At 44.4% G+C, this 16,868-nt stretch carries 8 protein-coding genes; 1 reads left to right on the top strand and 7 read right to left on the bottom strand.

Annotated features, from left to right (window positions below; translation table 11 throughout):
- The coding region (locus EIZ39_RS26930) for a hypothetical protein (protein ID WP_164985300.1) at window positions 1-198 on the top strand (198 nt) is incomplete at its 5' end.
- 57 nt (window positions 199-255) lie between these two features.
- Here EIZ39_RS26930 and EIZ39_RS24225 read toward each other — a convergent pair.
- The 7 genes from EIZ39_RS24225 to EIZ39_RS24200 all read right to left on the bottom strand — a co-directional run bounded on the left by EIZ39_RS24225 (window position 256) and on the right by EIZ39_RS24200 (window position 16,777).
- On the bottom strand, window positions 256-663 hold the full coding sequence (locus EIZ39_RS24225) for a hypothetical protein (protein ID WP_129203787.1): 408 nt from the start codon (window positions 661-663) through the stop codon (window positions 256-258).
- Window positions 664-679: 16 nt separating this feature from the next.
- Window positions 680-1,159: a hypothetical protein gene (locus tag EIZ39_RS24220; protein WP_129203785.1), complete on the bottom strand. Its 480-nt coding sequence runs from the start codon at window positions 1,157-1,159 to the stop codon at window positions 680-682.
- A 13-nt stretch (window positions 1,160-1,172) separates the two neighbouring features.
- Window positions 1,173-3,509 carry a preprotein translocase subunit SecA gene (locus tag EIZ39_RS24215; protein ID WP_129203783.1) on the bottom strand — a complete coding sequence of 779 codons (2,337 nt, stop codon included), beginning with the start codon at window positions 3,507-3,509 and terminating at the stop codon, window positions 1,173-1,175.
- A gap of 776 nt (window positions 3,510-4,285) precedes the next feature.
- Window positions 4,286-5,140 (bottom strand): hypothetical protein, encoded by an 855-nt coding sequence (locus EIZ39_RS24210; RefSeq protein WP_129203781.1) that lies wholly within the window; start codon window positions 5,138-5,140, stop codon window positions 4,286-4,288.
- 268 nt (window positions 5,141-5,408) lie between these two features.
- The gene (locus tag EIZ39_RS26925; protein ID WP_164985299.1) at window positions 5,409-5,561 is read right to left on the bottom strand and encodes a hypothetical protein; all 153 of its coding nucleotides are present in this window, start codon (window positions 5,559-5,561) and stop codon (window positions 5,409-5,411) included.
- Between the two features lie 166 nt (window positions 5,562-5,727).
- Entirely contained in the window at window positions 5,728-11,280 is a 5,553-nt protein-coding gene (locus EIZ39_RS24205) for a glycerophosphodiester phosphodiesterase family protein (RefSeq protein WP_164985298.1), read from the bottom strand.
- A 286-nt stretch (window positions 11,281-11,566) separates the two neighbouring features.
- A complete protein-coding gene (locus tag EIZ39_RS24200; RefSeq protein WP_164985297.1) occupies window positions 11,567-16,777 on the bottom strand; it encodes a phosphodiester glycosidase family protein in 5,211 nt (1,736 codons plus the stop codon).
- Between the last annotated feature and the right edge of the window lie 91 nt (window positions 16,778-16,868).

Raw genomic sequence — 16,868 nt, 5'->3', positions numbered from 1 at the left:
GTTCCGCTGTCCACTGGACTAGTCGGGGTATCCTCCACTGGTGCACTACTATCTGTTGAACTGCTCGTATCCGTTGTTGAAGAACCACTAGATGTATCTAAACTGGTGGGCTCCGCCACAACCGGTGTAACTGACACTAAGGATGTAGTGGCTAGGGTAGCAGAAAGAATTCTAGCAACATTTCTATTGACAGGCTGACTATTTTTTTTCTTCTTTGTCATCGCTCTACCTCAATTCAAATTTTTACGTATCGTTTTATAAAGGAGATTGTTCCTTTAAATGAAACACTCGCCACTGATCTTGGGCAAATCGAACAAGGCTAACCTTGTAGCTTGATTTCTTTTCCTGTGTTTCCTTGTCTTGAAAAAACAGCTCCATATTTGCCCGATAAACAGGTTTTTCCCCTTCGGTTACCCATATTTCATTAGGAAGCATATAGCCTTTGACCCAACGCTGATCTATCTCATACTTTGGAATGATATACTCTTCCATGTATTGATTGACAAAATGAATGATCTTTAGTTGCTCCTGAAATTCGATCCCCTGAACCACTTGATCTAGCGTACTCTTCGATTCTACTTGCTCCTCTTGTTGACTTGACTGACTAAGCTTTGAACCCCAAAATTCTGAAAGTATCTTGAACCCAGACAACCATTTTTTCAAAAAGGAATCCCCCTTCTTAGTTGAATTGCCTATTCCACACGACTTGTATTGCTTCGTCGAATGCATCTTGAATATCCTGACTGGTCGTAAAAAGATTAGCGTTTTTTATTTCCAACAGTTTCATAAGCACCCACTCCCGCTCTCTTTCTTCAAGAGAAGAGTAACTATGTAAAACTAAACCTAAATAAGGAGATTGAAGAGTTTCACGCAAACGTAAAACATCCATGGATAGATTTACCTCATTTATTGCTTGTCCTCTAGCATCAGAATCTCTCTCTTGTTGAACCAATCTATTGATTAAATCCTGACACTCAGATAGTTCCTCTACCCGTTGTTTTCCTAACAGCGTTTGGGACACGCGGTCTTTCCCTTCCTCCGAAAGAGACCAGTATCCTACTAGGATTAGACCTAAGCCTGGATCTTCAATTAGAGAACGTAGTTTCGGCACGTCTAACTCTTGATCAGCAGATAATAAATCCTGGTGCAGTTGTAACATCTTGCTCTCCTCCCTATCCACTTGATTGCTTGATTTTCTTCAAAATTTCCCTTGCTATCTTTTCATTCCATTTTCCTTTAAATTTTTGAAATAATCGGAAGGCATCCTCCTGATAAGCTTGAATCGGATTACGTCCCTCATATATTCGGTAATGGATTCCTTGCTTCATTTGTTCGAGGGTTTCCAATTGCTCCTGCCAGACAACATCCATAGAGTGGAGATATTGAGCCTTCCACCCCTTCCGCCATTCGACCATATCTTGACTTTTCCAGTAGGTTTCCAGGGTTTCCTTTATACTCTGATGAATCATTTTCTCTAGTTCAGACGGTGCCAAATCCACAATCTGTAGGGGGAAAGGAATCGGGTCAAGATTCTTCTTTATCTCCATGAGATTCCATTCTTCTGGCACCAATTCGATAGGGCACCAGCGTTCCACTAGCTCCGTGGCGTACCTTTCCATTTGAAAAAGAATATAGTTTTCAATTTCTGAAGCGTTTAATATCTCATCACGAGAACGGTAAAAGGATTGACGCTGGTCATGGACAATCGAATCGAGCTGAAAGAGGAAGGAGCGAATGTCAAACATTTGCTGTTCCGCTCGTTTTTGAACTTGCTCAAACATCATCTGAAGCTTAGGAGACGATGTCCCTTGATCTCCCCACTGCCACATCTGTTGAATCTTTGTTTCTTCCTCCCAGTTGGCAAATCGCTGAAAGAGTTCATCTTCTAGGGAGAGAAAGTATTGTGACAGCCCAGGATCTCCTTGTCGACCCGCCCTTCCTCGAAGTTGATTATCAATCCTTCGGCTTTCGTGTCGTTCTGTACCTATAACATAAAGGCCCCCTACTTCCTGAATCCCCTTTCCTAGACGTATATCTGTGCCTCTACCCGCCATATTAGTAGCGATCGTAACGGCCCCACGCTTACCCGCTTTTGCTATAATTTGGGCCTCTTCTTGTGCACTTTTGGCATTTAGCAGCTTGTAGGGTATCTTTCTTGTTTTAAGTAAAGCGGCAATTTCCTCCGAATGCTGGATAGAAGACGTTCCAATCAGGACAGGCTGACCCTTTTTACGACATAGTTTGATTTTCTCAATCATTTTTTGATACTTTTCTTGTTTCGTTCGAAAAATCAGATCAGGCAAGTCTTCACGAATTACCGGGCGATGAGGAGGGATCGTTAAAGTCTCTAAACCATAGATTTGTTTGATTTCCAGCTTTTCCGTGCTAATAGTTCCCGTCATTCCGGTAATCATCGGATAGAGACTAAAAAACTTTTGTACGGTAATCGAAGCCTGAGTCCGGGTTTCTTCACTTAACTTCAGATTTTCTTTTGCTTCGATCGCTTGATGCAACCCATGGCTGAATTCGCGCCCTGTTAGAACTCTACCTGTAAAAGGATCTACGATTTCCACCCGATGATCTTGGATGATATAATCCACATCACGCTTCATAATAGTGTGCGCTTTCAGACTTTGAAGCAAATGGTGATAAACATTAATATTATCGATGTCAAATAGATTTCCTGTCATAAAGGTAGATTCTACCTTCTCTATTCCCTTTTCAGTAAAAGCGACTTGCTTAATCTCATCATCTACTTCAAAATCAACATCTGCCGCAAGCGTTTGTATAAACTGAGAACAAATATAGTAGAGATCTGGTGCCACCTTTTCTTTTCCTGCGAGAATAAGAGGAGTTCTTGCTTCATCAATGAGCACACTATCAATTTCATCAATAATTGCTGTGGCGAGAGGGGGCTGTGCCCTAGCCGATAACTTCGGCGCTATCTGATTTCTAAGATAATCAAAACCAAACTCTGACCAGGTGCCATAGGTTACATGTTTTGCATAAACCTCTTGCTTCTCCTCCACAGACAGTTGCGGACAATTCAGCCCGACTGTTAAGCCTAAGAAATTTAAGACTAATTTCATCTCCTCATAATCCCTCTGGGCCAGGTAGTCGTTAGTGGTAATCAGATGGACACCACGCCCTTGGGCTCCATACCAAAAAGCAGGAATTAAGGAAACGAGGGTTTTTCCTTCCCCCGTCAACATTTCAATGACGCAGCCCTCTAGCATCGCGAGCCCACCGATCATCTGTACATCATGCATCCTGATATTTCGTATCCTGCGAACCGCTTCGGAAACCAGGGCCGTCGCTTGAAGGACAAGCATTGCTTCGTCCTTGCCAGATGCGATCTGTTCCTTCATCACGATAACTTGATTTTGGAACTCCTCCTCATCTAGCTTCATATAGGAGTCTCGGTAGCTTCTCACTGTTTTCATTTTTTTCTGTAAACGGTTAATACTTCGATAATGAGGATCAAACATATGCTTTAAGTATGTAACCATATTTCACCCCTTTATCTTCAATTCCTAGAACTAGGAAACAGGAGCCTTAAATAAAACCTTGTATTTCTCGTTGTTTTGTTGGGATTATATGTAAAAAATAATTTACTGTACTGATCATATATAGCTAAAGTCATCTGAGATTACTGAAAAAACTTTAAAATACTAGGCTTCAGGTAACACTTCATGGTTACCAGGACTAAAGTCATGTTCGAATTATACTATTTTGTCGACTATTGTTGAAGATCTAGAAGTTAAACTTTAGCAAAACTTAAGATTAACGACAAGTTCTATTCATAGATTTTCCATATGGTATAATGGTAGTGTAGTCATAAGGAACTAAGGAGAAACAGAACCATGTACGTGACTTTTGACCAACTACAAGAGAAATTTAAAGACCAACTCACCATTCTTAAGGCCGTAGAAGTTGGAATCCATCCCTCTCTCACAACGGGTTTTTTCTGTCCTTTAAACACCTGCATGTAAAACGAATTACTGTACGGAAAGGAAAGAACAAGATAGGATAAATCCATGAGCTCTCCTTTTTAGAATGCTATATACATCAGTATTACCTTTAGGTAAACTTCCCTCTATTGCTTGACCTGTCTCTGGTTTCGTGAAGCTAACTCAATTTCTTCATCTCCAATAACCTATCCTGTTCCATTTCCTAATGTACCAATAATTTTGTATGTAGCATGTTTGTTCTACTCCTCACTGTTCCTTTGAGAATAAAAAAAAGGCGTCAAATAAATGACACCTTCACCATAGATAAATAAACGCTAGTTTGTATACTCAGCCTTTGTATCGATACCAATCGTGTTGGTCTCTACGTTAAATGTTACACCGAAACCAATTACTTCTGCGATCTCTCTAAGTTTAAAGTAGTTGCTACCATCAAGGTTATAAGCTGTAAAACTATAGTCTAGACCATCTAAAAGCACTCTAGATCCTGACGGCTTTGCTTGCTTTACAGTTGGTTTGTCCGATACTGTAAGCTCTTTACCATCAGGTGTATACGCTTTATTAGATGTTAGGTTAATAGCATTTTCCGCACTATCCCAGGTTACTTCAAAGTTCTTCTCAGTTTCATTTACAGCCATTGCAATATCGCGCAACTTGAAGTAGTTACTGCCATTAATATTGTAAGCCTCGAAGGATACTTCTTTTCCATTAACCAATACCTTTGAAGCTGTCGGTGTTGCAGGCAATGTTGTTGAGCCACCTTGAACTTGGATAAAAAAACCCTCACCAACACCAACGGAATCATCTCCTGAGAACCCTACTTCATAGTAACCTGATAGCTTTAGTAATGCGCTATTATCCTTCACTTGAACATCATGGTTAATAGTACCATCCATAGCATTTCCGTAAAATTGAATACTCTTATTTACAATTTTACCTCCAAATGTTACTGTAACAGGTGCATTGGCGATATATAAATCGTAAGGATATCCAGTTTCTGACGCTTCTTTCATTTTAATAACATTAGATATTGTAACATACATACCTTTTGTTTCTTCAATACTTCCCTCCACACGTTTTTCACTTACTGCTAATGCCGACATTGATACGGTTAAGGAAAACAACATCACAACCATCCAAATAAACCCTACTCGTTTGCATGTTTCATGCATTACTATCTCTCCCCTTTTACTTTTGTAAAAACCTATTATGCCAATCATGTTGCTATTTTTATGCTATTCATGATGTTGGTAATAGTTCAAACTACCTATAATTTAGCAATGATTTACAAAAACGACAAGGATCTCATAGTAGTTTTGTCCTACTTTTTACTATATTTCATAAATTATACACATTTTTCAAATCTGGAATTCTATGTATTTATATATGTATATTTTTATTGCTCGATCCCATTCTTACTCAAAGCTTTCTTAAGGTTCCTTAACGCTCTCTGATAAGCCTTATACTGTCCGATATCTTTGCTTCTCCATACCATTTATCTAAGATCAGCAAGCAAACCGTTGTCCTCTTACCCATTCTCACAAACTGCTTCTCTATAATCATCTCTTCTAATAACTTGTCTCTGTCTATCATGTTTTCTCCTACTTAGTATTAATGTTTTCAATCGATGAGATATGGGTTGGATTTATTACATTCGCCATAAAATCATCTAATTGCATCCCACTAGACTAATAGTAAAAGAAGAACGAGCCTCTAGAATTTTCTAGGGGCTCGTTTTTTTTAGATCAACTACTTTCAATTACGGTCTTCCAAAGTTGACAGCAACGGTGACCACATCATGGATATCGATGTCTCCGTCTTTGTCTACGTCGTAACGTTGATCATTTCCGACTGGCTCTTTTTCAAAGGCCTTCGCTAACATGGCGATGTCGGCGATGTCAATTTTACCGTTTTGGTCAAAATCCCCTACATACGAGGTCATTGGCTCAAGGTTCACGACTTGATCGAGCTGCTCGATCCTCACGATTTGGCTAGTGCTCAAGTAGTGAGGAGCTGCCACTTCAACCGTATACGTTCCTACTTCCTCGTAAGCTAAAACAAACTTGCCATCAGGCTGGGTAATCATTTCATCCACCACTTGGCCTTCCTGCTTCAATTGCACCCGAAACCCGCTTAGATCCGCTAAGTGGTGTTTGTTCGATAGCTTCACTGCGCCATGGACCAGGGATTGGGAGACTTGAGCTTGATAAGTTGCTAAGTCCACGTGAATAGGTCGATTCTGGCTGTTGGCAAACTTGATGGAAGCCGTTACTGGCACCACTTCAATCGTACCTGCGGCATTCGGATTCACCTGGAACTGAACCTGAGCTAAGCGGCCATTTCCACTTACGCCAGGCGTTTCTCCGAGCTGAGTCACGGCAAAGGTGATAATCCCTGCAGTATTATCGACTTCATTTACAAATTGAGCACCAGAAAGCCAAGTTTCCGGCTGGATCTGCACGCCATCGGTTGTCGGATCTGCATCCTTCACCTGCAGCTGTGTAGGATCGAAGGTAAGCTTCAATGAAGCGCCATATAGATCTTGAATATCATTTCCGATCTCCAGATTTAACGTCATCTCTCTTCCTTGCTTCACTCGTTTCGGTCCATTCATTTCTAGTGCGGCTTGATCCTTAATCTCAATCGTAACCGGTTGAGTATAAAGGTCATAGGTTTGGGTTGCATTCATGGAAGCCGTATATCTTAACAGCGCATGAACCGTTCCTTTCCCTTTCGCCATTACCTTGTTGCCTTCGATCTCCACAAGACCTTGGCCATCCAACAGCACGATTTCTGGAGTAACTTCGTTCGTCACTCTGCCATAGGTCTCTGCTTGAGCTTTAAGCTCCACGCTCTCTCCCTTGACCAGCTCCACCTTCTCTTGAACAGGATTCAAGTTAGCAGCCCAATCCATTGCCCAGTGGTTGTAGTCCGTGGTTAAACCGTAGGTACCCATTGCAAAGTAATTGATAAAATCCTTCTGGTTACGATACGTCCAAGGCCAGATCGTCATCCCGCGATGCTTCGAAGCTTCCATGAACTTCTTGCCCAGACCGCTGTAGCTAGTGTTAAAGGTCGCGTTAATCGGCTGAATCACCTTGAGCGTTTCACGCATGGACTTCTCTACATTGTTTTCATTCGCGTAGCCGCTAGTCAGAAGGCCAGCAGACATTCCCGGCATCTTCTCGCCTAAACGCTTGATCTGATCCGCATTGAAGGTAATTACTACTACCTGATCCTCCACGCCCTTCTCTTCGATCAATTGAACAAGGGCATCGATAATTTCTGGCTTGTAGCTCTTGATCTCGACAAAGTGTAACAAATCCTTGCCTTTGAACTCGTCAAAGAATTGTTCCAGCGTAGGGATTCCGGCATCCGGGTACTGGGTTGGGAATTGCTTGTTCGCTTTAAAGGCTTGGAGCTCCGCTAAAGTATAGTCCTCCACCTTGCCGGTTCCTGTCGTCGTTCGATCTAAAGTCGTATCATGCATAACGACAATATGACCGTCCTTCGTTAGGTAAATATCATTTTCTACAACATCTGCGCCCTTTTCATAAGCTAGAATAGCTCCTTCGAGCGTATTTTCCGGTGCCAAGGCAGGGATTCCGCGATGTCCAATATTTAAAGGCTTGCGGACTAAAGTCGTATTTTGATTGTACACATCAAAGGCTTGAATAGCTTGTCCTGGAGAATCTGTTACAATTCCATTCACCCCAGCTGTGATCAATCGATGAAGGGGAAGGGTTTCCGCTCCACGCGCGGCTTCTTCCTTAGCCCATACGGTAACTAATCGTTCTTGCAAATAAGCTACATTTTCTTTTGAAGCTGCTCCTTGAGAGAGAAGCGCAACCTTAGCCAAACTGCTATTCGTGGTTCGGCGGATATCCATTAATTCTTCATGAGTCAAAGGACCCTGAACATCAAACTCAATGATTCCGCGGATCATCGGGTAAGCGATCCTAGCTTGCTTCACTAAGCTTGCATTAGAAGAAATAACAAAAGCATCTTCGATTCCTTCATTTTTCAAATAGCTTACAAGCGAATTTACCGTTTGCTCATCCTTTACATAGAACGCCGGGATCATCCGATTGTCTATTACTTGCAGGACGGAGTTTAGGCTGCCGATCTCCTGGGTGCCGGTTGAATTGCTTACCTTTAATTCCTGGTTTACAGGCAGAATCACGGTAGCCGGCAGAGTGCTTGCATTTAAGCTTGCCAACTCTTCCATCGTCTCCACTTGTGCCACGACTGTCGGTGCAAGGGAAATCTTCGTTGCAGGCTCCGTCACCTTTACGAAACGGTCACCTGGCAATGCCGGAAGCGGTTCTTCTAGCAGTGTCACTCGAATATTATCTACCTTCATTTTGCTTCCATTGGCCTGGAAACCGATTCTTCCCTTCGTATAAGCGCCCGCTAGATCCGTGTTAATCAGCAAGCTGTCGTTGATGAACTCTTGAACCCGGTTGCCGTGTGCTTTAATGGTGTACTTATACATCTTTTCAGCGTTAATTGCCTCGGTAAAAGCACCCTTCTCTGAAACATTCCATTGATTGGTAGGTGTTCTCTCTGCAAATTCTACGCCATTGGTTGCCGCAGCATTCTGCCTTACAGCCATCTGGTAGTATGGATAGTTGTTGTTTTGAATGCGGAACATGATGGCATGCCATCTGGCTGCGTCATTAGAGCCAAGGTTGGTTACATCTGCTTCAATTTTATAATTGCCGAAGCTATCTAAATACTCTGGCAAAATTACTCTTGTCGGATTGTTTCCGGTAGTGCGCGCTTCCATTTCAAAAGCACCTTCCTTCACGCCCACCGCACCGGTACCTGTACCTTCAATTCGTGACCAGCCTTGAGGCATCGTGCCTGCTTCAAGTGCGTCAAAATTTTCTTCATAAAGAACATACTCACTATCGCCTGGCTCTTTTACGATTAGCATCAGCTTGACTGTTGCATCATCTTTCTTGGCGTTTAGCTCGTATATCCCTCTTTGGGTCGTTTTTAGCTTACCATTCTCCATGCTGACTGCAGGGTCCAGAGATGACCAGGTCAGCTGCTCTCCCCCGATGGTCCCCGTTGTAAAATCACTAAAGCTCGCATTAAAGGAAAGACTGCTTAAATCCATTTCTACGCCAGCATTACCTAGCACATAGCCGGCTTCGTGCTCGAGCGAAACCACAGCTGCACCTACAGTGGATGGTGTGACCGTCAACTCCGCCTCAGCTTCTGCTGTATCGTAAATCGCTTTTATCGTTACTTGTCCCTGCTTTAGAGGGTATAACTGGTTATTCGTAACTTTTACAATGCTTTCATCAGAGGAATATAGCTTAACTCTTTCCACTGGTACTTCCTGCTCAATGCCATCGGAAAAATACACATGATTCGTCACCGTCATAGGACCGGTTAAGGCTTCCACTGTAGCAGGAAGCTCCAGGTTCAAACGCTCGGCTGTAATTCTAGTGACCTTTAGATTGTCAAAGGATACCTTCAATTGATCTCCTTGGAATCCTACTTTCCCTCTCTCCAACAGATTGGTAGCATTGAAATCCTGGTCCATCAAAAGGGTAAACTCTTCATCTTTCTTTGCCTTAATGTATTCTTTTACATTCTGGTCAAACACCCTTACCTTCAGCGTGTAATCAGAGCCTAAAGCCAAGGGCTGCCAAGTGCCGCTTGTCGGTACGACCCAGGTATTACTAGGGTTGCGGTAAGCAAATTCGAAGGCGCCATTCTGACGAACCGCCATCTGATTGTACGGGTGCTTCCCGTTCGACGGTACGCGGAACATAATCGAAGCCCATCTTGCCGAGTTCAATACTTTATCGAACCTCATGTCCGCTTCGATGGTATAGTTGTCCCACTGAACCGGGGCAGTGATTCTACTTTGCTTCGACGAAGAACTTCCATCAAAAACCAATCGGCCACCGCCATAGGTTTCTTGGACAACCGTGAAGGCCGGACTGCTTCCATTTACATCCGAGATCCAGCCATAAGGCGTTTCCCCCGTTTGGTAGCTATCAAAGTTCTCTTCTAAAAGAACGCCATACACATCTCCCGTCACGGTCTCATCCGCAAGGTGGATGGTTCCATACCCCGCCGTATCGTTCCAGAAGGAGTTGGATTGGTACGCGCTCCATGCGCTAAACGGCGCTTGGCCTTCTAGATCATCTCGGTCTGTCACCGTGATTTCGAAGCCCAGCTGTCTCTTTAATTGCGGATCGAACTGAAGCATGTCCCAAGGGATCGCCACTTCAGCGCTCCAACCTGTATCGGTCTTCTGAATCGCGCGCAGGACTTTCTTTTCATCTTTGCTCGCATGATTCGGAGCACCCCCGAAGTGGAAGCTTGGTGTACTCGAGTTCGGCTGGTACACCAATCCTATTTGCATATCATTATGGATAAAAGGAGCTGACTTATGATGGCTCGGGTCAAAAAATAGGCTGAAATTATCCTGATCAAACCAGTGGCCTGTTCCGTTGTGAACAAGCTGATTGTCTTCGGTTTCAACGGCGATATAAAGATATTTTTGATCCCACAGCATGCCGAAGTGAGAATCTTCCGGCGCACCTTCGCCAAATTTTACACCGATTGATTCTTCCACCTTCCAGATGGATTCCTCTAGTCTTCCGTCAAGAACCGGAGCGACAAGAGTTTTGTTTGCCGTCAAAGATTTTCTCTCGGATGAACCAGGCAACGTAATGGGTGCAGCAGGAACCTGGGCCGCCTCAACTGTTCCCGGAGTCGGCTGGGCCTGTGTCTGGTGCTTCTCCATTACTGTTCCGGTGGCGGAGTAGCGGTAATGCACGCCAAACCCTGCCTTAACGTCAGCTTGTACATAGCTTGCGAAGGCCACTTCTTCGCCTTGCTTGTTTTGGATCACGACAGCGCGGTTTCCCGTATTGGCAAAGCCTTGAAAGCCCGTGACATTAATGAGCTGGTCCGGCGACGCATTTGTTCCAAAATGAGCGTTAAAGTCTTGGCTAGTCCTATTGTAAGAGTTATACCAAAAAACTAGAGCGCTCTGAGGCTGGATCGTGGTTGCCGGAAACTGAAAGGTCAGGTCCGCAGTCGTTCCCGTCGTATAACGGTATAAGAAGGTATAATCAGATAAGTTCAAAGGTCCATTGGTGTTGTTATACACCTCAAAAAATTCAAACTCATCCGTTCCTGTGTTATCAGGAACAATCTCGGTAATCAACAGCTCGGAATTGGATTCCGCAGCCGCCTCTGTGGGCAAAACGGGATGCAAGACGGTGGTCAGCACCATGCTGCACGTTAAAACAGCAGCCATGAGTTTCTTCCATTTTCGCAAAACTCTCATTCCTCCTTTTTTTATAGATTCGACTCTATTTTAGAAAGGAAAAATTAACCTACTATGTCGTATCTGTTAATTTATTGTAAGGATTTCAAAAAGTAGACTTGCAAATATCCCCGAGAGAATGCAAATATACCACCCTTTTTTGCAAATATCGGGCGTGCAGGCGGCAGATTCTGTCTGTCTGTCTGTCTGTCTGAGACGGCTATTACAATTAAAGACCAAGTTCACTAGGAACTTGGCCTCTATGACAGAAGGGTAATAGTTGAATCATCAAGGAGTATTACTTATTAAAGTTTCTTGCTACTGTCACGACGTCATAAAGATCAATCTTAAGATCTCGGTTCACATCGTACACGTAATTTGGGCCAGTTGGCTCTTTTTCATAGGCTTTTGCCATCTGGGAAATGTCGACGATGTTAATAAGTCCATCACCGTTAAAGTCACCGACGTAGAGGGTCAGAGCAGGAATCGTCACCACACTTTGCTCTTCACTTGCTGAGAAGGCAACCATAGCCGTCTTATAACCATTCGCTGAAACTTCTATAGTGTATTCTCCTGGCGCCGTCAGCGTAAAGGCATATTCACCAGCCGCGTTGGTCTCTGTTTGAGCAACAACCTGGCCATTCGATTTGACGACAACCTCTAAGCCGCTCTTGTCTGCTAAATGATGCGTCGATGGCAGAGCCATGCTGCCGTTTACTTCATGGGTTACCGTCTTGCCGCTCACTCTTCCCTCATAAGCCACAGCGTCAACTGGGACCGGTTGATTCTGACTATTCACAAGAACCATTTCAGCCGCAAGGGGACGAACCTGAACCGTCTGTCCACCTGTCCCACGCAACACTTTAAACGGCACCTTCGCAAGGATTCCTTCCCCATCCGTACCCGGAACCTCTCTTACCTTCGTTACCGTGTACTTAATAATTCCTTGGTTGGTATCATTCTGAATTTGGGCTTCTCCTAGGATATCCCCTGGGATAATCTGAATGCCCTCTGTGTCGGGATCCGCATCCACCACTTGAAGCTGAGACGGGTCATACTCAAGCTTAATGGACGCGCCGTAAACATCCTTCATATTTTTGAGTTGAATCGCTAGTTCAAATTGATCGTTTTCCATAACGATTTGTGGTCCGTTTAGACTTATTTCTGCATTCCGATCAGCCTTAAATAAGCTGTGTGTGTCGACCACTCGCCCATCTATGGTGGTGGCTTCGAGCTTTAATTCGTTTCCATCCACGGTAATCGCCGTAAACATCTGAGTGTCTTCATCGAATAAAGCATCTATATAGCTATACTTTGTAGCAGGATAGAACTTCGGTCCTGTCGAGCCGGCAATCACATAAACCGTTCCTTCACCAGGGGCGACGTTTTTTCCACCTTTCATTGGATACGTGCGGGCATAGGCGTGGTCATGCCCAACCAATACTAAATCGACGCCAAGCTCTTCAATTACAGGAGCGAAAATATTCCTTGTAGCATCTGCCCCACGAAGAGGATTACTATGATATGGAGCTCGGTGGAACATCACAACCTTCCACTTCTTCGTGGACTTTTCCATATCGGCACGCAGCCATTCCGCTTGCTTTCTTAATCCGTCTCCACCCACTTCGGAATTCAGCATCGCAAAATGAACATCTCCGTAATCAAAGGAGTATACGTTTTCCATCTCGCCTGCAGGGCCGTTCTCAGGATTTTGAATAAAGCTGGCAAACAGCTTGGCCCCTTCTCCGTAAACATCATGGTTTCCGAGAACAGGGACAAACGGAAGGTTAGAGCTGGTTTCTTGTGCGGCATTAAAGAACATGATCCACTGCTGCAAAAGGTTCCCGTCATCCACAATATCCCCGATATGCTTGATAAACTTGGCATCCGGATGCTTTTGCATCGCTGCTCTCATCGTATCTCGATAGATATTAAAGCCAGCTTGCGTACCCGCCTGAGAGTCTCCTGCAACCAGGAAGGTAAATGGACTGCTCTTTGCTGCTTCGGTTTCAAAGGTGGAAGGATCACTCCATCCGTCCGCCGTTCCATCTCCTACTCGATAGGTGTAGATCGTACCAGGCTTCAGCTGTGTCGCTTCTGCAACATGTACTCTCATTTCCCCTATCGCGTTCGGCAATAAAGAGCTGGTCCCCTGAACCTGTTGAACATGGGATGCTTCAAAGCTTGTAAATTCATCCACCGGAACATATTCCAGCACCGTTCCTTCTACATCAGGCCTTGTGTTCCAAGTGATGGCACGCGTCGTCTTTGGATCGTTCTTCATCGATTGCACCAGATGTCTAGGCTTCTTATCCCCTAGCTGCGGCACCACCTTCACGGTCATGACTTTACTTACGAGCTCGTCCTTCACTGCTTGCAGCTTATAGGTGATTTGAGTTTTGGTAAGCTTATCGGTTACAATTTGACCTTGTTCATTGGTTAATCCTAAGTCATCGCTCCAAGCTGCAGGCTCTAGCACACGAATACTAGCCCCTTCAACCGGTTGCCCCGATTGGTCCTTTACAGTTAAAGTAGTCAACGTCCCTTGGGCGAGTCCTGCAACGGTGAGCTCATACGGTTGAGCGACAACAGCCTCAAAGGGAAGCAAGTAGACCGGTACCCTTCGTTCCTCACCAGCAAGCTGAATCAATCCATTCTCAAAATGAATCTTAATATCTCCATCTGCATTCGTGTTGGCTTTAAACTTGATTGCAGCAAGATTCTCAACCGAATTAAGGTCCGCAACTTCGTTTAAATCAATAGCCTCTAGCTCTATTTTCCCTGTCGCATTATTTACCGTTCGAGTTGTAAATTGACTCTCCGTAAGCTTCGAGCCAACCCCCACATCCACAACCTGTAGAATCGATGGATTAAAGGCTAAGCTTGCACGAGCTTCCTGCAGCTGCCCCATCTTTTCTAGATTCAGATACAGCGTAAACTCGCTCCCGGCATCCACACTCTGCGGTCCATTATAAACAAATTTCGGAGCACCTGTAGAAACGTTGAAGGACCACTTGGTTTCATTCGGATTACCGAAACGGTCTTTGATCGACACCCAAACTTCATGATATCCATCGGACAACGTCTCTTCTGGCGTATAGGTAATTTTCCCTGTCGGCTCATGAAAGCTCGGAGAAACAGACACCCCATCTACTTTCATTTTGATCTGTGCTGGATCCACACCAGATCCGCCTTGATTATCTTCCGCTAGGATGGAAATGGTTGGATGATTTGAATCTATATTTCCTCCATTCTCAGGGAACGCATCGGACAACATAGGATTGGTTAAGTCATCATTGGTCTGTCCATAGACCGCTCGAATATTGTCTATATAAACAACACCTTTGTTTTTCTTCTCATCATTTAAAGACATGTATCGCACCGGAAGATCAAGCTTCAGCGGCGTCACCTTTCCCTTAGGAACCGTAGCCTCCACGTATTTCCAGCCTACCCAATCGACTCCAGGCTTCTCAGGTGTAAAATCGATAGGAATCGTTTTATTGTTACCATCGCGCAGCTGCGCGCGAAGCCAATGTCCTGCCCCATCACCATAGAACCACATGCCAATTTTCTCTGGGTAACCCTCAATAACCTGATACCCCGTTTTACTTAAATACACACCTGATGTACCTTTTTGACCCGTAAAGTCATATTCAATTCGCATAGAGTGGTTACCGAATCGAACCGGTTCGGGTTCTATCGCAATCTCTCGCTTAATGGAGTTAAATCTTGCTCCTGTGACTCCCCATCCAGAAGTCGTCCCTGTTTCAAAATCTGCTAGAATAATAGGAGCTTTCCCCACATCGACTTGGATGGTTGAAGACATACCTTTATAGCTTACTTTAATACTTCCAACCGTCGTGGCATCCACCGCCGTAAAGGTTCCCGCTTGATCCACCGTACCAATTCCGTTCATCACCTCAAACGTCAAGACCTTAGGATCAATGACAACACTCTTGCCATTCACTTCTCCACGGAATAGAAGCTTTTGACTGGAACCTGGAACAACCGTCATCTGGGATTGCAGGAAGGTAAGCTTCGTTAATTGATCCACAACATTAATATGAGCTTCCCCTGCAGCATTTTCAAACGTAGCCGTAATCTTTCCCTTTGCCGCCGCCGCGCCAGCGGTAAATTTACCGCCTTCCTCAATCGTTCCTATCGCTTCGTCTGCACTCCAACTCACTTGTCCTGTAATGGCTGCAGGATGATAGGCTTCATCCTGACCTTTTGCCAATAAAGTGGTCGTACTTCCAGCAAGAATCGTCATGCGATCCGGCAATACAGCTAAGCGACTCAAGCTTCCTTCCGGCGCACTGCTAATCACTAATAGGGAGTTCGCAACCGATCTCTCTCCCATATCGGAAGGACTATTAATGAGAGACACTTGAGAGTCACCAGGCTTACGGGCCACAAAGGTAGAAGAACCCCCGCCATCTAAGTTGATGGCCTCTACAGCTCCCATTTCATGCATCAAGCTGCCAAGCTCGTTTAAGGTGACCCCTTCGCTGAAGCCAGGCTGACGCCCATCTACGACTAGGAAGATCGCCGTTCCATCGGCACGAACCCCCACTGCTGTACGAGGATGTACGGACGCATCGGTACTGTTAACCAAGCTTCCGTTCTTCACCAATACATGGTATCCCCCAATAGCTTCGGTGACTTCATCCCAAGGGCTGTCAAGCTTTGTAGTAACTTCTACTACTTGACCTGGCTCAAGGCTCTCAATCCATCCTCTCTTGTTTCCATGAGCAGATAAGACAAACGTATTATCGCTAAGCGCAGCATTTCCTACTTCCTTCTGCACTTCCTTTACAACCAGCCTCATCGGTTGGTCCTTACCCCAATCTCCATAGACATCCTCTAATACGGTTTCTACACCAAAGCTATTGGTAAACGTGCTAGCTGCATATTCAGGTGTATATAAAACAAGGGAGTTCTCACCCCGTGACGTATTAATCCCTGAAATACCCGTCGTCGATTGACCGTATACGTTCATCGTTACCGTCAGCTTAGGAACACCAATAATGACCTTATTGGATTTTGTGAAGCCTACAGCCGAACGATTTAAAGGAGATTTAAGAATCTTCCCATCTCGAATCATGATGTGAACGGGTTCGCCATTCTGGGTATTATAAAAATCTCCATTCACTCCCCCTACCACGATATGACCTGGTCTTGATATCTCCTTTGCTTGTTGAGAGGTTGCCTGCATACCTACTACTTTTCCCCTAGACATCCCTGCCTCTAGCTTAATAGTAGGATCAGAAGGATCAACATCCATCACATAAATCTTTTGCGGTCCTCTTGCACTGTTTAATTCGATTTTCGTCTGATAGACGCTCTGTGTAACCGAAGTCGTCCACTTGTCCGTAACCTGCCCTAAAGAAAACGGGCCTTCTGCTGAGGCCACTCCTGTTACGATCCCTAATGCCGGTACAATATTCCCTAGGACAAGGGCTAAACTCAGTAGGACAGCCGATATTTTCTTTAAAAACAACCGGTTCATTCCTGCTTTCCTCCTTTTTCTACAAGATTTTTTCATACCTATTAAATCTATCAAGACAATATGGATACATTGTTAAGCCAAGGTAAATATA

Origin of the sequence: Ammoniphilus sp. CFH 90114, assembly GCF_004123195.1 — a bacterium.
Classification (GTDB): Bacteria; Bacillota; Bacilli; order Aneurinibacillales; family RAOX-1; genus YIM-78166.
Note: the sequence above shows the minus strand (reverse complement) of the source record. Positions and strands in the feature narration are given on the sequence as shown.

Excerpts from the sequence above, each read along its gene's own strand:
- EIZ39_RS24220 (WP_129203785.1), bottom strand. The coding sequence starts at position 1,159 with ATGTTACAACTGCACCAGGATTTATTATCTGCTGATCAAGAGTTAGAC.
- EIZ39_RS24215 (WP_129203783.1), bottom strand. The coding sequence starts at position 3,509 with ATGGTTACATACTTAAAGCATATGTTTGATCCTCATTATCGAAGTATT.
- EIZ39_RS24210 (WP_129203781.1), bottom strand. The coding sequence starts at position 5,140 with ATGCATGAAACATGCAAACGAGTAGGGTTTATTTGGATGGTTGTGATG.
- EIZ39_RS26925 (WP_164985299.1), bottom strand. The coding sequence starts at position 5,561 with ATGATAGACAGAGACAAGTTATTAGAAGAGATGATTATAGAGAAGCAG.
- EIZ39_RS24200 (WP_164985297.1), bottom strand. The coding sequence starts at position 16,777 with ATGAACCGGTTGTTTTTAAAGAAAATATCGGCTGTCCTACTGAGTTTA.